The sequence below is a fragment of the Sphingomonas fucosidasi genome (genome assembly GCF_036663855.1).
GTDB lineage: Bacteria > Pseudomonadota > Alphaproteobacteria > Sphingomonadales > Sphingomonadaceae > Sphingomonas > Sphingomonas faeni_B.
Genome location: NZ_JAXOJR010000001.1, coordinates 54,998 through 79,979, shown reverse-complemented (window position 1 = coordinate 79,979; position 24,982 = coordinate 54,998). Strand labels below are relative to the sequence as shown.

Sequence of the window (24,982 nt, the reverse complement as noted above, 5' to 3'; positions counted from 1 at the left end):
CGGGTATCTCTATATCGTGGCTGATGCTGTTTCGAACTTCGACGCCTTTGGCAGGCAATCGCTCTCCCCTCCAGTCGCGCCCGCGTGGCTGCCTGAGGGGATGTTCGATTCGGCCGCGTCCGAACGCGCCAGCGTGAACCCCCGCGAGGCAGCCGCGAAGATTCGCACCGGCATCATCTGCAACCCGAAGAGCCATCGCAACCGCAGCAGCGTCGAAGCGACCAAGCCGTTCCTGTCGGGCACGGTGCTGGCCGTTACCCCGCGCACCCAGGCCGAACTGGCCGAGGTGCTGACCGATTTCGCGCGCCACGGCATCGAACTGCTCGTGATCGACGGTGGCGACGGCACGATCCGCGACGTGATGACCGCCGCCGCGCGCGTCTGGACCGGCGCCGCACCGCGCGTCGCGATCGTCCCCTCGGGCAAGACCAATGCGCTCGCGCTCGATCTCGGCATCCCCGATAGCTGGACGCTCGATCAGGCGCTGACCGCGGCGCGGCACGGTCGCGTCAAGCTGCGCAGCCCGGTCGAGGTGATACGCAAGGACAGCGGCGCGAAACTGTGTGGCTTTCTGTTCGGCGCCGGCGCGTTCGTCGATGCCACCGCGCTGGCGCAACGCACCCACCGCGCCGGCGCCTTCAACGGTGTCGCAGTCGGGCTCGCGCTGTGCTGGGCGATCCTGCAGACGCTGTTCGGCGGCGCCAACAGCGCGTGGCGCGCCGGCAACCGGATGCGGATCCGCTTCCAGTCGCGCGGTGACGAGGGCGCGCACGCCGCCGGCAAGCATGCCGACACCGATCGCGCACGCTACATCCTGCTCGCCTCGACGCTGAAGCGCATGCCGATCGGCATCCGTCCGTTCGGCATACCGCGCGCCGGGCTGAAGACTTTGCTGGTCGACGCGCCGCCGCGCTGGCTCGCCGCCGCGACGCCGCTGATCGTCGCCGGTTCGCCCGCCGCCTGGCTCGACCGCGCGGGCTATCACCGGATCGATACACCGAGCTTCGACCTGTCGATCGACTCGGGTTTCATCCTCGATGGCGAAGTCTATCCCGGCGGCGACCTGACCGTCCGCGAAGCGCGCGCGCTCAGTTTCGTCGTCCCGTGATCACGCTCGGCGACGTCGTCCGCCGCCAGTTGCACGTCCCCACCATCCCCGCGGTCCGCGACATCTCTGCGATACTCGCCGAGAGCGCGCCCGGGACCGTGGCGGTGCTGTTCTACGGCTCGAACCTGCGCACCGGCGCGACCGAGGGCGTGCTCGATTTCTACGTGCTGACCGCAGGCCCGCCCGAGCGCGGCATGTGGCCGACCGTCAGCTACCGTGAATTCGACCTGCGCGGCGAGACGTTGCGCGCCAAGATCGCCACCATGCGGCTGGCGACCTTTGCCAAGGCGGCGGCGGCGCGGACGCTCGACACGACGATCTGGACCCGGTTCGTGCAACCCTCCGCACTCGTCTGGGTGCGCGATCCGGACACCGCGGGGCAGGTTGCCGAGGCCATCGCCGACGCGGCCAAGTCCGCCGCGCGCTTTGCCGCCGCGCTCGGCCCCGAGACGGGCACCGCCGACGAGTATTGGCGCGCGCTGTTCCGCCAGACCTATGCCGCCGAACTTCGCGTCGAACGCAAGGGGCGTGAGGGGCAGATCCTCGGCTTCGATCCAGCGCGCTATGCCGAACTCCTCCCGCTCGCCTGGACCGCCGACGGCATCGCCTTCCGCGACGAGGCCGGCATGTTGAAGCCCGACCTGGCGCCGGCACGACGTCGCGCACTGCTCCAGGCCTGGGCGCGCCGCCGCCGCGCCGGAAAGCCGATCAACATCGCCCGCTTGGTGCGCGCCGCCTTCACCTTCGAGGGCGCCGCCCGCTACGGCATCTGGAAGGTCGAGCGCCACACCGGTGTCACCGTGCCGCTGACCCCGTGGCGCGAGAAACATCCGATCCTCGCGGCGCCCGGCGTGTTCTGGCGGGTCTGGCGCGCGCGGGCGCAGACCGGAGCCAAGACGGTATGAGCGCCACTGCTGACCAAGGTTTTAGCGCGCTGATCCTTGCCGGATCGCGCGGCGGCGTCGACCCCGTCGCGGCCTATGCCGGCGTCTCACACAAGGCGCTGATCGAACTCGACGGCCAGACCCTGCTCGCGCGCGTCGCCCAGGCGTTGCGCGAGGCGGGTGCAACGCAGATCGCAGTCTCGGTGTCCGACGATGCCGTCCGCGCCGCCGCCATCGCGCTCGGCCTCACCGTCCTGACCGCCGCTTCAGGCCCCAGCCGCAGCGTCCGCGACGGCATCGAGGCACTCGGCACGCCGCTGCTGGTGACTACCGCGGATCACGCGCTGCTCCAGCCCGAATGGATCACGCGCTTCCTTGCCGACGCACCCGCGCACGCGGACGTCGCCGCGCTGCTCGCCCGCCAGGACGTGATCGAGGCCGCCGCGCCGGGCACGCGCCGCACCTATCTCCGCTTCGCCGATGGCGCCTGGTCGGGCTGCAACCTGTTTCACTTCGCCACGCCCCGGTCCGTCGCCGCACTCGATCTGTGGGCGCAGGTCGAGGCGGATCGCAAGCGGCCGTGGCGAATCGTCCGCCGGCTCGGGATCGGCACGCTCGTCCGGTACATGTCCGGTCGCCTGACGCTGGTCGCCGCACTCGCGCATCTGGGACGTCTCGCCGGCCTGAACGCCGCGGCGATCGCCAGCCCGTTCGGCCTGGCGGCAGTCGATGTCGACAAGCCGGCCGACCTCGACCTTGTCCGAGACCTGATCGCCCGCCGCTGAGGTCCGTACACCGCGAACGGCAGCGCCGTCTTTCGCGGAGAAATTGCCTCAGGCTACCGCTCCCCCCTGTCCCCGAACCGCCGCTTGGTGCAAAGCGCGACGCATGCAGACGCTCGCGCCCCACCCCGCCCCGACCGCCACCAGTTCGCCCGCGATCGGCATCTACGGCAGCGCCGGCCGCATGGGCCGCGCGATCGTCGATGCGATCGAGGCGGCGGGCGCGTCGCTCGCCGGCGGCGTCGATGCCGGCGAAGACCCCGCCCCGCTCGCTCGGACCGCCAACGTGCTGGTCGATTTCTCGACGCCCTCCGCGGTCGAGGCACATCTCGCCGCTGCGCGCGCCGCTGGTACCGCTATCGTGATCGGCACGACCGGCCTGTCGCCGCAGCACCAGTCGATGATCGACGCGGCCGCCGCCGACATCGCGATCCTCCAGACCGGCAACACCTCGCTCGGCGTCACCCTGCTCGGCATCCTGGTGCGCGAGGCCGCCGCGCGGCTCGGCGCCGACTGGGACGTCGAGATCGTCGAGATGCACCACAAGCACAAGGTCGACGCACCGTCGGGCACCGCGCTCCTGCTCGGCGACGCCGCCGCCAAGGGCCGCGGCTCGTCGCTCGCCGAGCTCCGCGTCGACAGCCGCGCAGGCCTGGTCGGCGCGCGCACCGAAGGCACGATCGGCTTCGCCAGCTTGCGTGGCGGATCGGTGATCGGCGACCACAGCGTGATCTTCGCAGGCGAAGGCGAGCGGATCGAACTCAACCACCGCGGCGACGACCGCTCGATCTTCGCACGCGGCGCGGTCCGCGCGGCGATCTGGCTCGCCGGCCAGCCCGCCGGCCGCTACCGGATGGGCGACGTGCTCGGGCTGTAACGCGGTGAAAAAGGCCGACGTCATCGAGTTCTACGCGCGCCTGGCCGAGGCCGACCCGCACCCCGAGACCGAACTCGAATTCGTCAATCCGTACACGCTCGTCGTGGCGGTCGCGCTGTCCGCTCAAGCCACCGACATCGGCGTCAACAAGGCGACGCGCGCCCTCTTCCGCGAGGTCGACACGCCCGAGAAGATGGTCGCGCTCGGGATCGACGAGCTGAAGCGCCACATCAAGACGATCGGGCTGTTCAACACCAAGGCGAAGAACGTCATCGCGCTCTCGCAGATGCTGATCGACGATTACGGCGGCGAAGTCCCGAACGACCGCGCTGCCTTGGAGCGCCTGCCCGGCGTCGGCCGCAAGACCGCCAACGTCGTCCTCAACGTCGCGTTCGGCGCAGAGACCTTCGCGGTCGACACGCACATCTTCCGCGTCGGCAACCGCACCGGCCTCGCCCGCGGCAAGACCCCGCTCGCAGTCGAACTGAAACTCGACAAGGCCACCCCCCAGCCGTTTCGCCTGCACGCGCATCACTGGCTGATCCTGCACGGCCGCTATGTCTGCAAGGCGCGGACGCCCGAATGCTGGCGCTGCATCGTCAGCGATCTGTGCGCCTACAAACCCAAATCCCCGCCACCGAAGAGCAAATCGACAGCGCCTGCATCACCGGAAGCGCTTACCGATCCGACACCCGGGGAGCCGTGAACACGAAAACGTCTGGCGCACCCCGTTTCGCTTTGCTAGGCGAGCCATCCGGCACCCGTAGCTCAGCTGGATAGAGCGCTGCCCTCCGAAGGCAGAGGCCACTGGTTCGAATCCAGTCGGGTGCACCAAACATCACTTATTTTCCCCTGATTTCAATGCCTTAGCGGCATCTTTGGCTAACCTTTCCGCAAGGTTAGCCAAAAGCTTGTCGGCGGCGGTGTCTGAAAGCGTGCGCTGGTCGGCCGCTGCGGTGTAGCGCGCGACCTCGCTATCGGTCGTGTGACCGGTCCAGGCTTTGATCTCTTGGTTCGAGCAACCTGCCTCGGCGAATCGCCGCGCAGCGGCCTTACGAAGGCCGTGCGCCGAGCAGTTCGGCAAGCCGGCCTCGTCACACCATTGACGAAATTTGTTGCCGAAACCCTTTACCGAGAATTGCTTGCCGAACTCGGTGACGACAAAGAACGCGCCCACAGTTGGTGTCGCCAGGATCGATTCCGCCAAGCCGGGCATGATCGGCAGCGACACAAAGACTTTCGTCTTTTCCTGAGTCAGTTCGAGCCGGGTGTCATGGACGCTGGCCGGACCCATCTTGCGCGCGTCACCGCCGCGCTGGCCCGTCCAGATCATCAGGTCGAACGCAAGGCGCGCGACCGTACCGATCGGGTGGCGCCGTTCGTAAGCCGCGATCTCTTCCTCGGTCCAACTGTGAAACCCTCCGCCGCTAACCTTGAAGGGGCGCGTGACTATGACCGGGTTCGTACCGGCCATGCCGATCCGCATTGCGAACTTCATAAGCGCCGACAGTCGCTTGCGGAGCATGTTCGCCGAGGTCCGGTGCGGTAGCAGCTCGGCGAGCATGGCCTCGACGTGCCGCGGCTGCAGCTCGCGCACCATAATCTCGCCGTAGCGCCGCCCCTTGCGCGTTCGCGAACGCCAGCGCTCGAGCGTTCCCCGATAGACGACGCGCGTACGCTCACCCGGATCGAGGAAATCCGGCGAGCGATAGTAGCGGGAAAGCAGGTCGTCGAACGTGCCGACTGCAGCACGGTTGGCGCCGACTTCAATCTCGGGAGCACTGACGCCGTCGTTGCAGGCGCGCAGCTCCGCAAGAAACGCGTCAGTCCCCGGCTCGTTCTTGAAATAGTAGGTAAAGAAGCCGGTGCGGCGATACCGGTAATGAGCCTTCCCATGCCGATCGCGAAACGTGCTGACATGCTTCGGTAGCCAACGCCGCTTCATGCAAACATCTCGTCTAAGCTGTTGCCGCCGGCGGGCACGATATCCCTACCCGTCGTGACAACGATCCGGCCGGGCTCGATCTCAACTCGAACGGGGATGCCGACTTTTTCCGCAGCGCGAAGAACACGTGCGAGGTCAGCTTGCCGGATCAGGGCGCGTGCGCTCATTCAACCGTTCCCAAGCATTCAGTTTGAAGTCCGATCTCGTCACGTAGCTTGCGGGCATGATCGAGCATCTTCTTGCCGCGTGTTTCGAGCGTGTTTGCACCCAACGCCAGGTCCAGGTTTGACACGCCACGCTCAGCGTTTAATTTGTAGTTTAGCGAGCGGACGGTGATGCCTAGAGCGCTCGCCAGCCTGTCGTTACCGCCGAGGATTTCGAACGCGGTTTGCATGCCCACCATCCTCCGTATCTCGATCGGATAGCCCCGCTGTTCCTGCTTTTGGGAACAGTTGACTGGCTGTGGCGACAACGGTGTCTGGCGAGGTTCGTTGGGCGCAGCGGTGATCATCATGAAAGACCCTGCTTTTGGATGCGTTGATGACGACTGCCATTCGTCGAAAGGTGTGAAATGCCGTTCGACACTTGCAGCGGTCGTTCGATCTCGCCGAGGGCTAGCCTGGCGATGCGCGGCCACTGCGGAATTAGGCTGTTGGCAATGGCGCCAACCGCGGTCGCACCGGAGGCGACGAACAGTCCGACACCGATGTCGTGAAACAGGGCAACCGACATTACGTGCGCCGATCCGGCATACCCGCGACGACCATCATGATCGCGACCGGGATCCACACGAAAGCGAACGCAATCAGCAGGACCATCTTTGCGATGCGGCGGCGACGCATGCAACGTTCGACCTGGCGCGGCGCCGTCGAAGCGGTGGCGACGTTCACTGGTACACCGTGAGCGGAAAGGCCGCACCGCTGCAGCGCGTGCAGGTCTTTTCGTCCGCGAATGTGCAAGTGCCGAAGTCATCGGGCGCGACGCACGGATCCCAATGACTGCATCCGCAACCGGCGCAAATTCGCGGATGCGTGGCGGCTGGGCCGTCCCGCAGCTGGAGGTAGACATCGGCGTCGACAGGGTATGCGTCGCGGAGTGAGTGGATCGTTTCGACATACCGGGCAGCGGCACCTTCGGTTTCAAGCAGGCGGATTAACGCAGCGCCTTCAGCCCGATTGTTCGGTGCGATGACTTTGGCGGCGTCTGCTATCGAAACGCCAGCGGCGTTTCGGCGGAGACGAAGGTACCCTGCCGGAGTGACCGGCGCGATCGGCGCAGTCTTGAGCGCCAAACAGCGGTGGGTCGACGATGATACATGAAGCATGGTTCAATCCTCTTCAGGCAAAGGTGTGGCGTCGCCGAAAGCGGGGAGCTTGCGGCCGGGTGTTCAGTCAGCGGGGATGACGGGCGCGGCGTTACCGCGCGGGTTCAGCTGGGCGCGGGTCCGATCGCGGCCGGCGACGTCGCGACGTCGTCGTTGGCCGGTGTGCGGGTGTCGTCATTCGCCGGTACCGGTCGGGTCCGACCGACGTTCGGGTTCGAAAAAGGGAGGCGGACCTCCGGGTTCGGACGGGCGCTCGGCACGATCGTACGGATAACCTGCAGCTCGGCGACGAAGACATGTCCGCAATCGTCGTTCTCGCAGCGATAGCGGATGTGCCGCACCGTCGCGGTCAGCGCCGCGCTGTTCCGGATTCCGGCCGGGCCGCTGCAATGCGGGCACGAGATGCCGGGAATCCGGTGTTTGGTAGGCTTCGATACGGTCATTGGGCTCCCCCTGCTAACCCCGCCCGCGACGCCACGCCTAGGGGGAGGAAACTCTTGAGGCGACGCAGCAGCCGACCGGTGCGGCTATACGCCTCTTCGGTCTCGGCCAGGGCGCGCAGCATTGATGTGATCTCTGAACCGTCGCAGACGATCGCCTTCGCGGCGCGATGCAGGCACGCGATGGCAGGCAGTTTGATAAGCGTCTTCTTCGTCACTGGTGATTCCCGAGATTTACCGTCGCTTGCACCGTGCCGGCGGAGAGAATGCTGGATAGGCGGCGCAGCAGCCCGTCGATCGCGGCGTCCGCCTCCTGCGCGTCGGCGAACGCCCGGTGTGCGTCGCGCGGCGACGCCTCGGGATCCGCGAGGCGGAGAGCGGAGGCGCACGCCTCGCCGAATTCGCGAACGACGAGCGCCACATCGGCGGTCAACGCTCGGCGACATGGGTTGCACTCGACCGTCTTGGCGTTGAGCTGGAACGCGAACGCTTCCAGAAACGGCGCATCTTCGCCCCCGGCAATTGTATAGGCGGCGGACAGCGCCAGCGCCTGATCGAGCGACGGCAGCCTAGGATCATCGGGATCGGACCAAGCGCGCACGAGACGTTCGCACTTGCCCACGGCAGCGGCAGCGGCAACATCGTCAACGCGGTCGAGAATGCGGGTTACGGCGTCGGCCCAACTATGCGGCACGCGAATCTTCGTCATTGCGTCTTACCCGTCGCGATTGGCGAGCCGCCTCCGCGCTGAGCGATATCGTTAAGCTCGCCGTCCTTGAGCCCGAGCAGGATGGCGATACGATGCGATTGGCCGCGCGCGCAACGGCGGCGACCCTGCAGAATCGCGTGGACGAGCTTCGGCGAAAAGCCGTGGCGGTTCGCCCATTCGCTGATGTTGGTGCCTGACCTGTCCAGCGTGCGGCGGGCAGCCGCGATACGCGCGGAATCGATGCCCAATCCGAGCGCTTGCGCGGTAAGCGTCGGCGACTGGGAGCGCACGCGATCATGCACCCCGCCCCGCGCTCAGATCGCACGGTACCATCGACGTGTCGGACGGCACGCGACCGGCATGTGCGGCCGTGGCATCGTCTGCGGCGGGCGATGATGAAAGCGAGACTTGGGGGTCGATCATGTGCAATGCATCGCCTTTGTAGAAACCGATAGCATCACTCGTTGAAAAGCAATGGGTCGTCAATAGGGAATCGTTGAAAAGCGATGAGTTCAGGTGTGCGCCTTCGCGAGGAGAGGAAACGGCTGGGGCTGACCCAGGCCGAATTGGCGGAGCGGGCTGGAACCGATACCCAGAAGCAAAGCCTGTATGAGACTTCGAAGCGCAAATTAGTCGGCGACTATCTGGCGAATCTGGCTCGGCTCGGCATTGACACGCAATACGTACTGACGGGCCAACGGTCTGGCGGTGAGGCCCTTACGAGCGAAGAGGGATCGATCGTGCATAACGCCCGGCAGTTGCGCGACGCAGATCGCCAAGCCCTTGTTCGGCTTACGGCACTTATGTCTGGGCACCCTCTCCCGGCGAAATCTTATCCGACGCTGCCTAGTGAAGATGCGCTTGCGCGAATGTTCGAGGGTATCCTGGCGGGCGAGGACCTGTCGGCCGACCCGAGCGATGTCGCGCGAATGCTCGCTCGGCATCTGCCAGACGCGCTCGAGCAGACGCGAGATGTCGCTCCCGATCAACCCCCGGCCGCATCGCCTTCTGCCGATACGCTTCCTCCACCTCCCGCCAGGCCACGTCGCGCTTCCCCGCGATCACCGCGCACATAACCTCGCACCGCGGGCACGACAGCTCGCAGCCAGGCGCAGTTCGGTAGATCGGACGGTTGGACATGACGGCTCACTTGTTCTTATTTTGTTCTCCTATCACACGGCTGGATGCGTGTAGGAAACCCACTTCGGGGTCATTGTCGCAAATCCGTTCATATCGATCGAAGGGTTCGTTGCACGCTGAGCTGGCGCTGTTCCGGAGAGCAAATTACGATGCGCTCTCCAGCGTTAGCGCCGTAGTAAATCCGCGACTGGCGAGCAGTTCGTGCGAAACGTCGGCGACCAGCCACTTCACCGCATCAATCTCGGCTTTGAACCCGGCAACCGTCACCGGGCGGTCAGGGTAAATCTCCAACCGACCGAGTGCGAGGCCGAGATCCAGCGTGCGCGGCTCGCGCGCGGCGCGTCCCTGCTCAGCAGTCGCGGCGCGGCGGGCGGCATCTTCGGACGAATAGGTCCGGGCCAAGCGCTTCGTCTCGCCGGTACCGCTGCCGACCGTGACGGTCTTTTTCTTAGCGCCTTTGCGGTCGTGCCAGTCGGCGGACACGCTGCTGGCCTCGTCGCGTTTCTTAATCCGAAAGCTATGTCGATCGCCGTCGCCGCGCCGGATCGTGAGCGCAGGAATCGCCGCGCCGGTCGCGGTCGTGGCGGCGCCGTTCGGCGCGAGGATCAATGCGCCGGCCTTCACCGTCGCCGTGGCGTCGTTCTCCCGCCCCAGCCGGCGCAGCAGGGCGATATCGCTCTCGCGAGTCTGTGCCATCGCCTTGACTGCAATCGCCGCCAGCGCGGGCGCGCATCGGGGCGTCAGCTTGTTGCGGCCGGCGATTTCCTTGACGATCGCGCCGAGCGTCGTGTCGTGCCAGCTCTTCTCGCGCCGCGTAGCGATGGCACTGGTGAAGTCGGCCGCACGCGCGCGGATCGTGATCTGGTCGGGTGGGCCGCTATGTTCGACCTCGTCCACCGTGAACTTGCCCTTGTCGACCAGCCCGATCGTCACGTCGGCGCCGGCCGACCAGCCAAGCTGTACCGTCAGCGTTGCGCCGGCGCGCGGCACCGCGAGCTTGCCATCCGAATCGTCGACCGTGATCTCGAGCTGGTCGGCATCGCCGCCCCGTTTTTCGCTCAGGCACAGCGAGATAAGGCGCGGACGAATGCGATCAGTCAGATCGGTGCCATCGAGCGCAACCTTGAAGTCGGGAACGTTGTTGACCGCGGTCATGCCGCACCCGCCGCTGCGTCGGCGATCTCGAGCAGGTCGACGGTGAAATCGATCTTGCGCGGCGTACCGTCGGCGAAGAACTCCCTCATGCCGTCGTCGATGCCGGTGATGACGAAGGCGCCGTAGACCCGCCCGGTGCCGTCGATCAGCGGCCACGCCTCGCCCTTGGCCGCCATGTCGCGCAGCTCGTCAATCGACACGCGCCCCGCCATCAGCTCGGCATAGGCCGTGCCTGACAGGGTGATCGTATCGTTCTCGCGGCCGACGAACTGCGTCGCGTCGATCGCGCCGATCCGGCCGCTCCTCGCGTGCCGCCAGGCGCTTTTGCGCTGCATCTCCTGATATGCCAGCGTCGGCAGCGAGAAGACGAACATGCCGAGTGCCATCATGTTCACAGGTCGGCTCCATCAGGTGTGTCGGAAAAGGACGATCGCGACATGGCGCGCTGGCGGTTCAGTAGGCGTTCCAGTGCACGCTCGATCTTCTCGGCAAGAGCCTGCTCGCTTTGGCCTGGCGCACCGTAGACGTTGATCGTGATCGGTGCCGGCGCCGGGGCCGCACGACCATAGGCTGCGGATACGCCAGGCGTGGCCGCGGTTGCGGGCGTCAGCGCGGGCAAAGCCGAACCGATCGCCAGTGCGGCGGTGAGACGGCGCGACAGGCCGTCGATACGGCGCGCCGGCGCATCCTCGTCGGTCATCATACCAAGCGGCCGTAGCGAGGCGGCGGACATGGCACCGGTCAGGTTGCGCGACAGCCGGTCGATCCGCCGCACCGGTTCGCGAGCGCCACCAGCTATGCCGTTGCTGAGGCCCTGCATCATGAACCCGCCGAAACCGGCGAACACCCGCGACGGCGAGCGGATGCCGAGTTTCTGTTTGAACCAGTTCGCGGCCGACGATGCCGCCCCGACGATCGTCGCCTTCAGTGCCCCCAGCATGCCGGTGATGCCGTTGATCATCCCTATGATCATGTTGCGGCCGAACTCGCCGAAGCGGTCAGGGAGAGCGCCAAACCAGCCGAGGACGCCGGTCACGACGCCGACGATCCCCTGCCACAACGAACTGAACCAGGCGGTGATCGGCCCCCAGTTGGCGTAGATCAGGTACACCGCGCCCGCGAGCAACGCGATCACCGCGACGATCGCGAGAACGGCGCCGAGGATCGGCAGCAGCCCGATAGACGCGGTTCCGCCCGCAACGCCCATGGCGATCAGGCCGGCGTTGAGGATCGCGATCGGTCCCATGATCGCGGCGATGACGATCGCAGCACCGCCGAGGACGATGAAAAGCAAGGCGAGTACCGCCGCACTGATCGCGATCGCCTTCGCCAGCGCGGGATGGCGTTCGGTCCACCGCGCCAGGCCGCTGGCAAGAGCCGAGGCACGTTTCGTGATCGCGTTGACCGCTGGCAACAGCATCGAGCCTAACGACACCGATAGCACCTGCGCGTTGATCTTGAGCTGCTTGGTCTGCTCGGCCGAGTCCTTCATGCGCTCGGCGAAATCGGTATCGGTCGTCCCCTTCGCGCCAGCCGCGGTTGCGCGGATCCGGCGATATTCCTCCATGTTCTGGATCAGCGGACGCAGGCCCTGCTGCACCTGGGCGTCCTCGAACAGGAAGCCGATCTTGCCGAGGTCGCCACCCGTTGCCTTCCTGGTCAGCTCGGCAATCGCCTCGAGTGGCGTCTTGCCCTCGGCATACGCCTTTTTCAGCGCGTTCGGCAGATCGATGCCGAACTTCGAAAACGCCTTGATCGTGGCCGGCGAGGCGATCTTCTGGATGATGTTCGCGACGTTCGAGGCAGCGGTCGACGAGTCGCCCGCACCTTTGCGCGCGATCTGCAGCGCCGCGGCAAGATCGGCGACCGCGCCGGTGCCGGTCTGGCCAAGTGCCTGATAGCCGGCCGTCAGCGCCGGGAACGCGCCCGCCATATCCTTGATCTCGAACGCGCCGCTTTTGCCGGCCTGCGCCATGATGTCGATGACGCGCCCGGTCTGCTCGATGGGCACCTTCAGATTGTCGTTGGCGGCAAACGCCGCGGCGGATAGATCGGCGATCTCGGCCTTGTAGGCGGTCGCCGCGCGCCCGATCGGCTTCATCATCGCAACCGCCTTGGTCGGATCGAGGCCGAAGCCTGCCAGCGTATCCACACCCTTTTGCAGTTCGTCCGGCATCTGGTTGGCGGCGCGCGCAGCCGCGAGCAGGTTGCGGCCCATGCGGTCAGCACGGTCGCGGCCGAGATCCGCCTTCTGGGCGATGTCGGTCATGACGGACTGATATGCCTGCGCGTCCTCGACCGCGCCAAGGATCGGTCGTGCGAGCGTCCGGCCCGTGGCGATGCCAGCCGCGCCGCCTGCAGCGATGCCGGTCGCCATGTTCTGCGTCCGCGCGAACCCGGCGCGCGCGCTCGCGAAGCGAGTCTGCCGCTCGTCCAGGCGATCGAACTCGGCACGCTGCTGGCCCATCGTGGCGGTGGTCGCGGCGATGTTGTCGCGCAGGCGCTGCTCATGGGCGCCGAGGTTGCGGACATCGACGCCAGCCGAGGTCAGCGCCGACCGCATGCGCGTCAGCTCCGCGCTGTGCTCCTCGCTGGCGTGGACGAGCTTGCGCTCCGCCGCCTCGGCCGACGCGAGGGCGTTGGTCATGCGCTTGGTTGGCGTCTCGGTTCGCGCGATATCGTCGCGCAGGGCTCGGATGCGCCGGCGGGCATCGTCGATCTTCCCGAACATCTCCCCGCCCTTGGCCTGGCCGAGCCGAAACTCGCCGATGGCGCGGGCCTGCGCGCTCAGATCCTTCAGCCCCTGCCGGGTGACCTTCAGTGCCGCAGCCGCCTTGGCAGATCCGCCGACGATATCGCGCAAGGGCTTGGTGACCTTGTCGCTCGCCTCGAGCAGCATGCGGATCCGAAGATTGCGGTCCATGGCGTCAGCTTTCCGGGTTGTGCCGCTCCGCTGCACGCGTGCGCCAGCGCATCAGGTCGGCGATCGTCATCTCGTCCATGGCGGCGGGCGGCCAATGGAAGACGATCGCGAGATCCGCCATCGCGTCGTCGACTAGCCCTGGGAGTCCTGTTCCTTCGCTGCTTTCGGCAACAAAAAATCCTGAATTTCCATGCCGAACTGGGTCAGGTCGGCGGGATCGAGATTGTTGATCTCGGCATCGGTCAGCGGCGGCATGGTGATACGCGGCAGCAGCTTGGCGGTCGCGGCGACATTCATCTGCACCAGGTCGGCGATGTTGAGACCGCGCAGCTCGCTCGAGCGCGGCCGGCGCACCTGGACCTTCTCGATCTGCTGGTCGCCGCGAGCGAACGGGAAGTCGAGCTTGACGGTGGCGAATTCGGTCTTGGTGTCGGTCATACAAAATTCCTTGGATCGAGACGGGGATGGTCATGGAGCGGGCGCTGGCGCCGGGGCGTCCTCACAGGATGATGTCGCGCATGTCCGCGAGACGATCGACGCCACCGACGATGTGAACCATGTTGAGGACGTCGATCTCGATCAGGACGGCGCCGTTCCACTCGAGGCGGTAGTAGACGAGCGCCATCTTGACCTTGAACTCGCCGCCCTCGCCGACCTTCTGCTCGCCCATGTCGATCTCTTCGTGGCGGCCGCGCACCGTCACCTCGACGGCATCGGACGTGCCGGCGGAATCGTTCTGGTACTGGCCGGCAAAGCGCAGGAAGATCCCGCCGATCGTCGGCGCGGTGGCCTGCAGCAGCACGTCGCGCAGCGGACCGCCGGCGGTGAATTCCAGCTCCATGGCTTCCGCGCCCATGTCGAGCTTGACAGTGCCGTCCATTCCCCCGCCGCGATACTCCTCGAGCTTGCGGGTGAGCTTGGGCAGCGTGACCGAGGGGACCTCGGCCAGATAGCTCTGGCCTTCGTTGAACAGATTCATGTTCTTCAGTTTGCGCGGCAATGCCATGATCGGCTCCTAAGTTCGGGTCGGGTAAGCGGGGGCGATCAGGCGACGGAGAAGTCGGCGAGATAGCTGTCGGTGATGCGCTGGTTGAGCATCAGGTTTTCGAGCGGCGGGACCGGCGTGTAGTCGTAATCGATCGTCACTTTGCCGGTCTTGAGCGTCGCCGCGGTGTTCTTGGCCGCGTCGAACCACGCGTTGCCGTCGATGATCTGGCCGGCGGTCTTCATCCCGCGTAGCGTGCCGTTGATCGTCTCGACGATGTCCTTCACCAGGCTCGGGCGAAGCGGCTTGTCGATCGCCCACATCATGCCGCCCGCGATCGTATCCATGAGGACCTGCGCGGTGCGGGTGGCGGACTCGAAGGTGAACGGCGAGGTCGGGTCGATCGTCGTGCGCGAGCCCCAGAACCGGAAGCCCCCGCCGCTGCGGATCAGTGCCGTTACCTGCTGCGCGTTGAGCAGGTTGGCCTCGCAGTTCGGATCCTGCACGTCGAACTGGATATCCTTGGTCAGCCCGACGACGCCGACGACGGGGACATTCGACAGCGTCTTGTGCCAGCCCTCGTCGGAATCGATGCGGGCACGCATGCCAAGCGCGCGGGCAACCGCAAAGCTGGTCGCGTTGGCGCTGGCGACGGTGTCGAAGGCGATGAAGTCGGGACAGATCAGCATCAGCTCGCGTGCGCTGAAGCTTCCCCGGTAGGCGGTCGCGGCAGCGATGTCGGCGCCGATCGCGGACGCATAGGCCATGCCGCGCAGCTTCTGCGCGACGACGACCAGCGCGGTGGTGACCGCCTGGGTGTCGAGGCCGGGGCAGCCGAGGATCCGCGGCTTGATCCCGAGCTGCGCTTCAGCCGCGAGCAGCGCCTGCATGCCAGTCTTGAGCCCGTTGACCGTCCCGCCGATCACGGCAGTGTTGGTGGCGGCAGCATCGGCCCCCGCGGCGACGCGAACGACGACGACGGGTGCACGCGCCTGGTCGGAGATGGCCTGCAGCGCGAGGCGCAGCGTGCCGGTCGTGCCGGCGATGCCGATCGCGGCAGCGATGTCGGTCACCAGCGCCGGCCGGTTGAGCGGGAACGCTGCATCGAGCGCGGCGGTCGGAGCACCCGCCGGAGCTGTCGCGGTTGCGACCAGGCCGATGACGGCGGTGGCGACATCGACGAGCGTTCGAGCGCCCGCGGTAACTTCGGTGACGGTAATTCCGTGCTGGTAGGCCATCGAAACAGATCCTTTCAGGACTATGCGGGCAGCGCGCCGGCAAGCGGGATGGAGAGACGCGTGCGGGCGGCGAGCGCCGGGACGTCGGTGCGCTTGCCGTCGAGGACGAGCGCGAAGCTGGCGGGGCCGATCTGGCCCAGCGCGACGTTGGTCAGCATGATGCGTGGTTCCCAGCGCAGCAGCGCGAGCGCGGTCGCCGCGAGCAGGCGCATGCGGCCGGCGGGGTTCATCGCCTGGTCGATCAGGTCGGGCAGCAGCGAGCCATAGTCGCGCCGAGCAACGCGCGAGCCGATGGGCGTCGACAGGATATCGGCGATCGACTGGGTGAGGTGGTCGCCGCCGTCGAGCGGCGCGCCGGTGCGGGCGTTCATGCCGTTCACTGCGGCAACCCCGACACGCCGCCACCGGCGGTGACGCCGAGATGCTTGTGGCTCTTGAGGCTCTTGCCCGCGCCGATCACGTCATCGCTCGCGGTCGCCTTGCCCGCGATATCGACGTCGCCGGTGATAGTGACGGCACCGGTAATGGAAACCGGACCGGTGATGGTCACGCCGCCCGGCGCATCGATCTGCACCCTGCCGCCCGCCGGGAGATGCGCGACGAGAAGGTGCGCGGTGGTGTCATAAGACAGGATCGCGCCGTCGCCGAAGCGGATCAGATCGATGTCGTCGCTCGACGGCGCGGGCATCGCATCGGAGAACAGGCCGAGGATGGCGACGCCACCATCGGTGTCGCCTTCGGGGCAGATCAGGAGGCATTGCTCGCCGACCGTGGGCGGCGACCAGATCCGCGTATTGCCGGCGCGCTGGACGATCCAGCAGACGTCACCGGTGACGATCTCGCCGACACGCACGCGGCACGTCGCATCGGCAAGATCGACGGATTCGATCGTGCCGATGCGGACGATGTTGCCGATAATGCGGCGAGGATCGGGAAGCGCGTTCATGACGCGGGACAGTGGCGCGGCGATCCGGACAGCGCGCGGTCGTGCGGGTGTGGAATGCGATCCCACACCCGAAGGGATCAGGCGGGGTCCGGCTCGGCGTCGGGTGCGTTGGCGATCACGCCGAGGCCGATCTTCACCGCGACGCCGCGGCCGACTTCCTCGACACGTTCAGCGGTGGCGTCGGCGTCATACACGCCGCTCGCGTCGTAGCAGGCGTTGACGCTACGCTCGTGAACGACGTCGCCGCTGGTGAAGGTGGCGGCGACGGTGCGGGTCGCGGGGTCGTGTTCGCCGATGGTGATCTTCATTGCGTCGGGTCCTTCCGGTGGGTGGTTGTGATTGCGGGGGCGTCAGCCGTGCTGAACGTCGATCCATGCGCGGCCGTCGCGCACGGCCCAGACCTTGCCGATCCGGGCGCGATACTGGTCGAAGCTGATCGTCGCGGCACCGACAGCGACCGCCTTGATCGCGTCGTCATCCGGCGCGGCGACGATGTAATCGCCGACCGCGAACGCACCGCTGACCGCCACCGGGACCTGACCGCAAAAGGCGATCCGGTCGACGTTCGCGCGTGCCGCTTCGAGGGCGGTTTCAAACGTCGCAAGATCCGCCACGTACGCGGCGTGCGCGGTATCCCAATCGTCGGCGGTTTCGTCGGTAGGCTCGATCGGTCTTTCGCCCAGATGCGCGCCATAGGTGTCGTTGCCGACGAACCCCGGCTGGTCCGACTTCACGACGAAGCTCCGGGCATCCGCCCAGCGCGTCACGAGCTCGCCGTTGATATCGACGCCGCAGACGTCGCCGGCCACGATCGGGCCGCAGCCGTCCGCCTTTTGCATATACTCGGCATAGTCGGCGCCGCTGGCGTTGATCGTGCCGGCCGCGTTGATCGACCGACCCGTGCTGCTGTTCTTCGACAGGTAGAAGGCCGACGCAGCCGAACTCTGCCCCGATGAATTCGCGATGTTGAAGGTCGCGACATAGCCGTTCGGTCCGAGGAAGCCGGTGTGTTGCGCGTTCTCCACACCGCCCTTGGCGAGGACATGCGCGCTGCCGCTGGTGACGCCGACGAGCAGATTGGCGTTGGCGTCGCAGGTAACGCTGCCGATCGTGCCGGAGGGCGCCGATACCGCCCCGGAGAATGCCGCGCCTGCGATCAGCGCGAACTCGCTGCCCTGGCGACCGTCGAGCAGGTCGGCGTCGAGCCCCGACCCTGCACCGTCGACCGTCAGCAGGCGCGATATGATGTTGGCGCCGGTGAAGGTCGTGGCGTTGACCGGCGTGTATCCCAGCCGGGCGACGATGTCGGTGTACCAAGCGCCTTGCTGCCCATCGAGCAGGTCCGCGTCGAGCCCCGAACCCGCGCCATCGTTCGCGGCCGTCCACATCAGCGACCCGTTGAACGCGACCGTCGTCTGCGTGACGCGCAACCGCAGCGCGCCCGATCCGAACGGCCCCTGGTAGATGCTGTACGCGTTGTCAGCGGACGAACCCATGTACCAGTTGAGCGATACGTTGGCATCGGACGCTTCGCCGAACTGCAGGAAGCCGTAACCGTTCGTGCCGTCCGATATCCGCAGGCCCGCCGCCAGTCCGGCATGACGGATGCCGACCGGCCCCGTAAAGTTGCCACCGGACCACAGGGCGAACTCCGCGCCCTGACGGCCATCGAGCAGATCGGCGTCGAGCCCCGAACCCGCGCCATCAACCGACAGCAGGCGCGACAGGACGTTTGCCGCGGTGAAGATCGCCGCCATGTTCTTCGGGGTGAGCGCGCGGACCGCGTCGGCCAGCGCGATGGCTTCGGCATCGGTCGCCAGCTCGACCACGCCGGGGGTCGCGGAGGTCGCGGCCGGATTAAGGAAGTTGGCGTTGCCGAACGTGATCTGGCTGGCGGCGACGTCGAGCAGCGTGGCGTCGATCGCGAGCAGCAGCAGCGCGCCGGCCGACTTCTCGATGATCGGCGCGGCCTGGCCGTAGGCGGCGAAGAGCGTACCGTCTGCCAGGTACAGCGCGAGGCTGCGGACCGTGTAGGTGTCCGCGGTCTCGTCGCGCACGACCAGATGGATGACGTCGGCCGCGACGCCGGCACCCGAGACCGTCGCGATGCGCTTTACCTCGCCGGGCAGCGCAGCAGTGTTCGCCGCGGCGACGATCGCGGTCGGCGACACGCCGACTGTCGCGATCCGCACGGCGTTGGTGCCGTCGCGGGCGGCGTTGACGAGCGCGGCGCGGCCGGCGTCGGTGATGCATAAGACGAGCGACATGGTCTCTCCGGGTCAGGCCGCTGGTGCGGTCATGGTGAGGCGGGTGAAAACGGCGGGGCGCGCGGCGCTGACCGGCACGATGCCGGCGGTGGCGTTGAGCGCCTGGCTGAAGGTGAAGTGCGAGCGGACCGGCTTGGTGCGGTAGACCTCGGCGATGACGGCATCGACGAACGCGGCATCGACAGGCGCACCGCTCTGGTCGGTGATGTTGAGCAGCAGATTGAAGGTGTGCGGATCGCCGGGCGGCGTAGTCTGCCACCATTCGCGAAGCGCCACGGATCCGCCGAACGAGGCGACGACGTCGCGGACGGACAATGCCGTGCCCTTGCGGCGCTGAATCGCCAGCGCCTGGCGGACGCGCGCGCGTTTGATCGTTTCCGGCCACGCGCTCGACCAGCTGTCGAGCGACAGCGCCCATGCGAGATACGGGAGCAGGTCGACCGGGCAGGTATCGGGGTTCCAGAGCGAGCGCAGCGGTACAGGCACGTCCGCGAGGCGCGCCATGCTGGCCTCGACCGCGCGCTCGAGCGCGGTGGCATTGGGCGGGAGCAGCGTCACTCGCCGAGCCCGGCGTGGACGACGTTGGAAGCGGTGCACCAGCTGGCCTGCGTGCGATCCAGAACGACGTCGGCCGCGGGACTGGTGAGGACGACGTTCTGCACGCCCTCGACATGGAGCGCGGCGAAGATCCCCGACCGGGTGATGTCGCGACCGAGGCGGTGCGAGTTGGCAATGTAGGCGGCGAGACGCGCACGCGCTTCGGCGATGACGATCGAGCCATCCGGGCCGGCAAACGTCGTGATCGAGGCGGCGACCGCGTATGGCACGATCTGCGCCGACTGGATCGTCACGTAATCGGTCAGCGGGCGGCGGGTCTCGGCCGAGACGTAGGCGAGGACCGCGGCGAGCAGCGCTGCCGAAGCGACGCCAGTGCCGTCACGCGCAAGGACGGTGACGCAGACCTCGCCGGTCGTCGGGCTGGTCGCGCTGGCGTCGAGGACGTCCGCCGATGCCGACAGCGCGTGGAAGATATAGGCGCCTTCGGGGCCGGCAACCGAATAGCCCTCTGGCGCGAGGACGAGGCGGCGCCGGAAGTCCTGGTCGCTTTCGAGGACCGCTGCGGCGCCGGTCTGTGCATCGGCCGGGGTGATGAGCAGGCGAACCACGCCCATGAGGGCGGCAAGGTTGTCGAGATCCGCGCCGATCGCATAGGCTGGCATGACCGCGCGGGCGGCGTCGTTCACGCGGGAGCGCAGCAGCATCTCGCGGTAGGCTGCGACCTGCAGCAGTTTGACGGCGGGATCGGATTCGACGGTCGCATCGAAGTCGGGGAGCAGTGCGACAAGCTGCGCCAACATCTGACCGTAGATCGTTTCGAAATCGAGGGTCTCGACGATCATCGGCGCCGGCAGGCGGGAAAGATCGACAGCGGTGAAGGTAGACGGCTCGGCCATCGGGCCATGTCGTCGGTCAGGTCACCGGTGCGCCATCATGTTCGGGTGTGAGATGCCTTTTCACACTCGCGCTTAATGGCGGGTATGGAGAGGATTGCGGACCGTCCGCTTTGGAGCATAGTCGTTCGTTTAAGACCAAGCGATCCACTGTTGAACGTTTGCCCCGCCCTCGTTCGTGCTAACCGAGCAGCCGGGCTTTGCCGTCCTCATAAGGCCCGAGCATCTCGAGCGCCTCCGCGATCTGGATAGCTACCAGTGATAGGTCTAAGGCATCTGCCTGCGCCAAGGCATCCTCCAGGTCTTCGCGCAGGCGCTGAACGGGCGAGAGGGCGACTCGTGGCATGCCGATGACTTAAACTAGATCAAGATTTATGCTATCCCCGCCTTCATTGTTTACTTTCCTCGCCCCGCGTAGCTGAGACTGTCCGATCACGCGGTAAACCCGACCGGATGTCGCTTCATAAAAAGTGCCGGTTGGGAGAGGAAAGCTGTCAGGCTGCTTTGGATGAAAACTGACGCATATTGACGTTTTAGCGTTCAGTCTCAGCTTTACGCATCCGTTGGATAAGTGCGGCGATCCCACACAGCAGCCAGAAGCTGCCTCCCAGCAGCATTACTGTGCTGGGCGTTGGATCATCCCACCACAGCCACAAATGACTGGCGCCAATTAAGGCAGGTAGCCAGATGTAAACAGCGTACCGATCGGTATGGCGAGCCCGCATGCGGCCCTTCTACAGCCAATGGGAACGGACGCAAATACGTGGTCGGGAATGGCCAGTAAGGAAAGGAACGCAAACTGTCTGCTTACGGTATCAGGGATGGAGGGGTAGGCGATAATAGCCGACATGGAACCGCTTAGCATTTAACGTTAGATGTCGAGGTATACACGCAGCAATAATTATTCAAAAAAATCATCGACTGTAATAAACCGTTCTGAAAATTGACCAGCTTGCCTAAATCCTTTGATATCAACTATTTTGTATTCTCTGTTTGTATGATTGATTAACTCGCTTTCAACTAAAGACCTGATAGCCCTATTAACGTGAACAGGTGTAATTCCGACGGCGTCCCCAATCTGCTCCTGCGAGATAGGCAGGTAAAACCGCAAACCATCATTCAAGCCGCGTAGCCGAGTTCTGGCAGCAAATTCGTTCAAGAAATGAGCTACGCGAGTTCTTGCGGAGCGCCCGCCTATATTTAACAGCCACTCCCGTAATTGGCGTGATTCTGCAGTAGTGATTAAATCTAAGGCCAGCCGAATGTATGAATGGGAATCCATTAATGACTCAAACTCGGATTTTTGCACATACCCGATGCTAGATTTTTCCGCACAAACCACGTCATGGTCCAGATTATTCACAAATCTGATTTCTGGATTAACTATGTCTCCAGGAATTATTAATGATACAATTTGCCGGTGACCGTCCGATGTCTGCTTTTGACGGAATAAATACCCCGATATTACAAATGCATATTCTGAAATTGGCAAGCCTTCCCTGAATACGTAGCTTCCCGAATCGAAGGTTCTTGTTCGAGCTTTCAAACGGCCCAAAGCTCCGTCGTCAAAAACCTGTATCTGCGATTGCGCTAAGAGATTTTTTGCAAACAAACCGCGAGGGTCAATTTCTGAGATCAAAACGCAGTTCCCGTAATATCGGCGGGAGCATTGAGTCTCTCAGTTGCCAAGGGCCGTGCTCGATCAGCAATTTATAATTCATACCATAGGTTGCCGGATAATACTCGATTGAAGTTAATCTTCACGGCGCCTTTACGGTGCGGCGGCAGGTAAGGGTCGCAGTTCGGAGCAGATGGGGCAAATTTAAACCGGGAAAGATGCGCTGAACGAATGGCCGTTATCGGGAGTCATGATTTGTGACCGAAGCGTCCGGAATTGGGCGAAACTGCCCGGCAGCGCGGGGCCGATAGGACCCAGTAGCGGACGTTCGTCGGGGGTTATCCGCTTCCCAACTTCAGCCGTTGGTTCATTTTGCCGAATGTTTGGCGACCAGCCATCTAAATTCAGGCTTGCGATGAACCGCTAGCTAGAGTTGGGCGTCGGTGGAGCGCAGCTGCCTCACACGTGCCTCCGCATCACGTCTCCGCGGGGAAAAAGACTCGCTTATATTATACCACCGGACACATGCGTAACGGCATCCTGTTCAAGGCTGGTCTGTCTAAAGCCGGCAGCGCACCATTGTGAGACGCTTAATGCTCGGAAGCGAGAATATGCGGATCATCTCTGGTTCGGTAGGCTGCGCCTGCGCAAAGACCAATACTAGGACCGCATTACGTCTTAATCTGTGACGCAATTGCGTGAGCCGTCGCGGCTGCACCGATACGGGTCGGATGGAAGGGCGCAATATTGCCGTTCATCCAGCCACGGACCCATGGTTCCGATGAGCAGGCGTTATGGGTCGTCCCGAGCGTGTGCATGTCGACCAGGATTGCGCCGCCTGCCTCGGCCGCCGATCGCGTGACGGCTGCGAGCGTATCGCTAACCTGACGCATCGTGCCGGCTTCGGCAGCAGTCAGACCTAACACTGGGCACGTGCCTGAGGGCGGCAGGATGGTTGGGTAGGTCGCTATCACCACGATAGCCTGTGGAGCCGCGGCATGGATCGCTTGGAGTGTCGCGATCAGATCAATACGCAGTTGATCATAGCCACGCGCGTCGGGTCGCCGTGGCCCGTCCCAGAACCATCGGACGAAGCGGCCGAACACCGTGTTTGTATGCCGTGCCGCCAGCATCGACAGGTCGGCAACATAGCCGACATCGTTGCCGCCGATTGTCAGCGTCACGAGCCGCGTGGCGCGCGTGATCGTCCGGACCTGCCGCCCCTGGAAATACTGACCGCCGTTTAGCAGATGGCGGGTCACGGCACCGCCGCAACTCATATCGACGAGCGCAACTGCACGCAGCCGGGCGAGTTGCTGCGGGTAGCCTTCGACGCTACGCGCGCACAGCGTTGGGCTACCGGGTTCGAGGGCGCCTAGTCCCGCTCCCGCTGCGAACGAGCTGCCCAGCGCGATATAGTCCGGCCGGCCGCTCGGGGTCCGTCGACCTTGGGCAACGACAATCATCAGGCCGATGCCGGTGATCGCCAGCAGTCCCCCCAGTAACCAAAGCCCGACTTTCCGCCTGCGTCCACGCATCACGTCTCTCCCCTGCCGTAAGACCGCCATCGGCGCAGGTCGGCGCGCGGCGGGCAATGCTCCGGCTGCATGCGCACCGCATGGGCACACCCTGCGAGCGATGCCGCATAGTAACCGGATGTTCTGGCGAGACGCGGACGGTGTACATCGACACGATGTCAATCAGTGAACATCTCGATCCGATCGTCCACGTCACCGCCGGTGCGGTCCAAGGGCGTACGACTGGGGGCGTCCAGCGCTTTATAGGCATTCCCTATGCAGCGCCGCCCGTTGGCGCCTCGCGGTTTGCGCCGCCTTCGCCGCCACCGTCGTGGACGGGCGTGCGCGCTGTCACTGACGCTGGGCCGAACGCGCCGCAGCGGATCAGGCCCGTGCCGGGCCTCAATGTCGAGGCGCTGATCGGTAGCGGCTGGATACCGGGCGACGACTATTTGACGCTCAATGTCTGGCGCCCCGACGACGACCGCACCGGGCTGCCGGTCATGGTGTTCGTCCATGGTGGCGGCTTCGTGATCGGCAGCAAGGACGCGCCGGTGCAGGATGGGACGACCTTCGCGCGCGACGGCGTAGTTTGCGTTGCTATCAACTATCGCATGGGGATCGACGGCTTTCTGCCGATCCCGGGTGTCCCGACCAATCTCGGCCTGCGCGACGTCGTCGCCGCGCTCGAATGGGTCCGCGCGGAGATCGACCGCTTCGGAGGCGATACTGGCAACGTCACTATATTCGGTGAATCGGCGGGCGCAATGGCGATCGCCGACCTCGTCACGTCCCCTGCCGCCAAGGGCCTGTTTTCCCGCGCGATCATCCAAAGCGGACATGGCGGCATGACGCGTGACGTGAGCGTCATGCAGCGGCTGGTGACTAAGCTTGCCAAACTGCTCGGCGTTTCGCCGACCCGTGATGGGTTCGCCAGCGTTGCGGCCGAGCCGATGCTCAACGCTGTGGAAAAGGTGTCGTTACCGACCACGCGGATCGACCTGCGCGGGGCGGACGGCCGCGAGCCGGTGTTCGGGATCAGCCGCTTCGTACCCGTCCATGGCGACGACATGCTGCCGGTGCCGCCGCTGGATGCGCTCCGCGGTGGCGCGGGTGCGGACGTCGATGTGCTGATCGGTACGAACGCCGAGGAAATGAACCTGTACCTGGTCTCGTCTGGGGTCCGCGACAAGATCGGGCGGTTGCTGGCGTGGTTCGTGCTGCGAAAGTCGCAGCCTCGAGCGTGGTCGGTGCTGAACGCCTATGGGGCTGGCAAGCGTCCCGGCGGGCGTGCGCTGTCCGATGCGATGACGGACCTTGTCTTTCGCTGGCCCGCCAGGCGGTTCGCCGAGGAACATCGCGGCCGCACGCATGTCTACGAACTCGAATGGCGCTCGCCCGCGTTCGGCGGCGAGCTTGGCGCGGCGCATGCGATCGACGTGCCGTTCGTTTTCGATGCACTCGCGTGCGCGACCGGTCCCGATGGATTGCTCGGTGAAGCGCCGCCGCAGGATGTCGCGACCCGCATGCACCGGCTGTGGGTCGATTTCGCCCGCGACGGGTCCCTCCCCTGGGCGCCGTTCGATCGTGATACGCGTCAGGTCTATCGCATCGTCGCCGGGGAGGCGACGTTCGAGCCCGTCATGCCCGCCGCGCCGTTCCTACCCTGAAGG

32 protein-coding genes and 1 tRNA gene are annotated in these 24,982 nt (G+C 65.5%); 8 read left to right on the top strand and 25 right to left on the bottom strand.

Going from position 1 to position 24,982, the window contains the following annotated elements; all coding sequences use genetic code 11:
* Window positions 1-16 precede the first annotated feature (16 nt).
* From U1737_RS00390 to U1737_RS00365, 6 genes are all read left to right on the top strand, one after another.
* On the top strand, window positions 17-1,108 hold the full coding sequence (locus tag U1737_RS00390; protein WP_332795192.1) for a diacylglycerol/lipid kinase family protein: 1,092 nt from the start codon (window positions 17-19) through the stop codon (window positions 1,106-1,108).
* Entirely contained in the window at window positions 1,105-2,013 is a 909-nt protein-coding gene (locus U1737_RS00385; RefSeq protein WP_332795191.1) for a hypothetical protein, read from the top strand. The genes U1737_RS00390 and U1737_RS00385 overlap by 4 nt, the downstream gene beginning before the upstream one ends.
* The gene (locus U1737_RS00380) at window positions 2,010-2,777 is read left to right on the top strand and encodes a nucleotidyltransferase family protein (RefSeq protein WP_332795190.1); all 768 of its coding nucleotides are present in this window, start codon (window positions 2,010-2,012) and stop codon (window positions 2,775-2,777) included. Before U1737_RS00385 ends, U1737_RS00380 begins: the two co-directional genes overlap by 4 nt.
* A gap of 103 nt (window positions 2,778-2,880) precedes the next feature.
* On the top strand, window positions 2,881-3,651 hold the full coding sequence (dapB, locus tag U1737_RS00375; RefSeq protein ID WP_187502701.1) for a 4-hydroxy-tetrahydrodipicolinate reductase: 771 nt from the start codon (window positions 2,881-2,883) through the stop codon (window positions 3,649-3,651).
* Window positions 3,652-3,655: 4 nt separating this feature from the next.
* Window positions 3,656-4,357, top strand: coding sequence for an endonuclease III (gene nth, locus U1737_RS00370; protein WP_332795189.1), 702 nt, complete (start codon window positions 3,656-3,658; stop codon window positions 4,355-4,357).
* A 51-nt stretch (window positions 4,358-4,408) separates the two neighbouring features.
* Window positions 4,409-4,485 (top strand) — tRNA-Arg (locus U1737_RS00365).
* Window positions 4,486-4,489: 4 nt separating this feature from the next.
* Here U1737_RS00365 and U1737_RS00360 read toward each other — a convergent pair.
* The 9 genes from U1737_RS00360 to U1737_RS00320 all read right to left on the bottom strand — a co-directional run bounded on the left by U1737_RS00360 (window position 4,490) and on the right by U1737_RS00320 (window position 8,317).
* Window positions 4,490-5,596 (bottom strand): site-specific integrase, encoded by a 1,107-nt coding sequence (locus U1737_RS00360; RefSeq protein ID WP_332795188.1) that lies wholly within the window; start codon window positions 5,594-5,596, stop codon window positions 4,490-4,492.
* Window positions 5,593-5,763 carry a hypothetical protein gene (locus U1737_RS00355; RefSeq protein ID WP_332795187.1) on the bottom strand — a complete coding sequence of 57 codons (171 nt, stop codon included), beginning with the start codon at window positions 5,761-5,763 and terminating at the stop codon, window positions 5,593-5,595. Before U1737_RS00355 ends, U1737_RS00360 begins: the two co-directional genes overlap by 4 nt.
* Window positions 5,760-6,110 carry a hypothetical protein gene (locus U1737_RS00350; protein ID WP_332795186.1) on the bottom strand — a complete coding sequence of 117 codons (351 nt, stop codon included), beginning with the start codon at window positions 6,108-6,110 and terminating at the stop codon, window positions 5,760-5,762. The genes U1737_RS00355 and U1737_RS00350 overlap by 4 nt, the downstream gene beginning before the upstream one ends.
* A complete protein-coding gene (locus U1737_RS00345; protein ID WP_332795185.1) occupies window positions 6,107-6,328 on the bottom strand; it encodes a hypothetical protein in 222 nt (73 codons plus the stop codon). Before U1737_RS00345 ends, U1737_RS00350 begins: the two co-directional genes overlap by 4 nt.
* A complete protein-coding gene (locus U1737_RS00340) occupies window positions 6,328-6,486 on the bottom strand; it encodes a hypothetical protein (protein ID WP_332795184.1) in 159 nt (52 codons plus the stop codon). The genes U1737_RS00345 and U1737_RS00340 overlap by 1 nt, the downstream gene beginning before the upstream one ends.
* A 538-nt stretch (window positions 6,487-7,024) precedes the next feature.
* The gene (locus U1737_RS00335) at window positions 7,025-7,363 is read right to left on the bottom strand and encodes an Ogr/Delta-like zinc finger protein (protein ID WP_332795183.1); all 339 of its coding nucleotides are present in this window, start codon (window positions 7,361-7,363) and stop codon (window positions 7,025-7,027) included.
* Window positions 7,360-7,578 (bottom strand): hypothetical protein, encoded by a 219-nt coding sequence (locus U1737_RS00330; RefSeq protein WP_332795182.1) that lies wholly within the window; start codon window positions 7,576-7,578, stop codon window positions 7,360-7,362. The genes U1737_RS00335 and U1737_RS00330 overlap by 4 nt, the downstream gene beginning before the upstream one ends.
* Complete coding sequence (locus U1737_RS00325; RefSeq protein WP_332795181.1) at window positions 7,575-8,069, bottom strand: hypothetical protein; 495 nt, start codon at window positions 8,067-8,069, stop codon at window positions 7,575-7,577. The genes U1737_RS00330 and U1737_RS00325 overlap by 4 nt, the downstream gene beginning before the upstream one ends.
* The gene (locus U1737_RS00320) at window positions 8,066-8,317 is read right to left on the bottom strand and encodes a helix-turn-helix domain-containing protein (RefSeq protein ID WP_332795180.1); all 252 of its coding nucleotides are present in this window, start codon (window positions 8,315-8,317) and stop codon (window positions 8,066-8,068) included. Before U1737_RS00320 ends, U1737_RS00325 begins: the two co-directional genes overlap by 4 nt.
* Before the next feature lie 258 nt (window positions 8,318-8,575).
* Between U1737_RS00320 and U1737_RS20650 the strand changes: the two genes are divergently transcribed.
* Window positions 8,576-9,145 (top strand): helix-turn-helix domain-containing protein, encoded by a 570-nt coding sequence (locus U1737_RS20650; RefSeq protein WP_443027061.1) that lies wholly within the window; start codon window positions 8,576-8,578, stop codon window positions 9,143-9,145.
* Window positions 9,146-9,353: 208 nt separating this feature from the next.
* On the opposite strand, the gene U1737_RS00315 is transcribed toward U1737_RS20650, so the two are convergent.
* From U1737_RS00315 to U1737_RS00240, 16 genes are all read right to left on the bottom strand, one after another.
* Window positions 9,354-10,364: a contractile injection system protein, VgrG/Pvc8 family gene (locus U1737_RS00315; RefSeq protein WP_332795179.1), complete on the bottom strand. Its 1,011-nt coding sequence runs from the start codon at window positions 10,362-10,364 to the stop codon at window positions 9,354-9,356.
* Entirely contained in the window at window positions 10,361-10,753 is a 393-nt protein-coding gene (locus U1737_RS00310) for a phage tail protein (protein ID WP_332795616.1), read from the bottom strand. The genes U1737_RS00315 and U1737_RS00310 overlap by 4 nt, the downstream gene beginning before the upstream one ends.
* 2 nt (window positions 10,754-10,755) lie before the next feature.
* A complete protein-coding gene (locus U1737_RS00305; protein WP_332795178.1) occupies window positions 10,756-13,287 on the bottom strand; it encodes a phage tail tape measure protein in 2,532 nt (843 codons plus the stop codon).
* A gap of 4 nt (window positions 13,288-13,291) precedes the next feature.
* Entirely contained in the window at window positions 13,292-13,408 is a 117-nt protein-coding gene (locus tag U1737_RS00300) for a GpE family phage tail protein (protein WP_332795177.1), read from the bottom strand.
* Between the two features lie 11 nt (window positions 13,409-13,419).
* The gene (locus U1737_RS00295; RefSeq protein WP_332795176.1) at window positions 13,420-13,725 is read right to left on the bottom strand and encodes a phage tail assembly protein; all 306 of its coding nucleotides are present in this window, start codon (window positions 13,723-13,725) and stop codon (window positions 13,420-13,422) included.
* Window positions 13,726-13,786: 61 nt separating this feature from the next.
* Window positions 13,787-14,293, bottom strand: coding sequence for a phage major tail tube protein (locus U1737_RS00290; RefSeq protein ID WP_187502718.1), 507 nt, complete (start codon window positions 14,291-14,293; stop codon window positions 13,787-13,789).
* Between the two features lie 38 nt (window positions 14,294-14,331).
* Entirely contained in the window at window positions 14,332-15,510 is a 1,179-nt protein-coding gene (locus tag U1737_RS00285; RefSeq protein WP_332795175.1) for a phage tail sheath subtilisin-like domain-containing protein, read from the bottom strand.
* A 20-nt stretch (window positions 15,511-15,530) separates the two neighbouring features.
* Window positions 15,531-15,881: a GPW/gp25 family protein gene (locus U1737_RS00280; protein WP_332795615.1), complete on the bottom strand. Its 351-nt coding sequence runs from the start codon at window positions 15,879-15,881 to the stop codon at window positions 15,531-15,533.
* Window positions 15,882-15,886: 5 nt separating this feature from the next.
* Window positions 15,887-16,456, bottom strand: coding sequence for a phage baseplate assembly protein V (locus tag U1737_RS00275; RefSeq protein WP_332795174.1), 570 nt, complete (start codon window positions 16,454-16,456; stop codon window positions 15,887-15,889).
* Window positions 16,457-16,533: 77 nt separating this feature from the next.
* A complete protein-coding gene (locus U1737_RS00270) occupies window positions 16,534-16,764 on the bottom strand; it encodes a hypothetical protein (RefSeq protein WP_332795173.1) in 231 nt (76 codons plus the stop codon).
* A gap of 42 nt (window positions 16,765-16,806) precedes the next feature.
* Window positions 16,807-18,723 carry a hypothetical protein gene (locus tag U1737_RS00265; RefSeq protein WP_332795172.1) on the bottom strand — a complete coding sequence of 639 codons (1,917 nt, stop codon included), beginning with the start codon at window positions 18,721-18,723 and terminating at the stop codon, window positions 16,807-16,809.
* Window positions 18,724-18,735: 12 nt separating this feature from the next.
* The gene (locus U1737_RS00260) at window positions 18,736-19,281 is read right to left on the bottom strand and encodes a phage tail protein I (RefSeq protein WP_332795171.1); all 546 of its coding nucleotides are present in this window, start codon (window positions 19,279-19,281) and stop codon (window positions 18,736-18,738) included.
* The gene (locus U1737_RS00255; RefSeq protein ID WP_332795170.1) at window positions 19,278-20,177 is read right to left on the bottom strand and encodes a baseplate assembly protein; all 900 of its coding nucleotides are present in this window, start codon (window positions 20,175-20,177) and stop codon (window positions 19,278-19,280) included. The genes U1737_RS00260 and U1737_RS00255 overlap by 4 nt, the downstream gene beginning before the upstream one ends.
* 178 nt (window positions 20,178-20,355) lie before the next feature.
* Complete coding sequence (locus tag U1737_RS00250; protein ID WP_332795169.1) at window positions 20,356-20,520, bottom strand: hypothetical protein; 165 nt, start codon at window positions 20,518-20,520, stop codon at window positions 20,356-20,358.
* A gap of 555 nt (window positions 20,521-21,075) precedes the next feature.
* Window positions 21,076-21,813, bottom strand: coding sequence for a Crp/Fnr family transcriptional regulator (locus tag U1737_RS00245; protein ID WP_332795168.1), 738 nt, complete (start codon window positions 21,811-21,813; stop codon window positions 21,076-21,078).
* Window positions 21,814-22,463: 650 nt separating this feature from the next.
* Window positions 22,464-23,330: an SGNH/GDSL hydrolase family protein gene (locus tag U1737_RS00240; protein ID WP_332795167.1), complete on the bottom strand. Its 867-nt coding sequence runs from the start codon at window positions 23,328-23,330 to the stop codon at window positions 22,464-22,466.
* Window positions 23,331-23,485: 155 nt separating this feature from the next.
* Here U1737_RS00240 and U1737_RS00235 point away from each other — a divergent pair, with 155 nt between their 5' ends.
* Window positions 23,486-24,979, top strand: a complete 1,494-nt coding sequence (locus U1737_RS00235) for a carboxylesterase/lipase family protein (RefSeq protein WP_332795166.1) — start codon at window positions 23,486-23,488, stop codon at window positions 24,977-24,979.
* Window positions 24,980-24,982 lie beyond the last annotated feature (3 nt).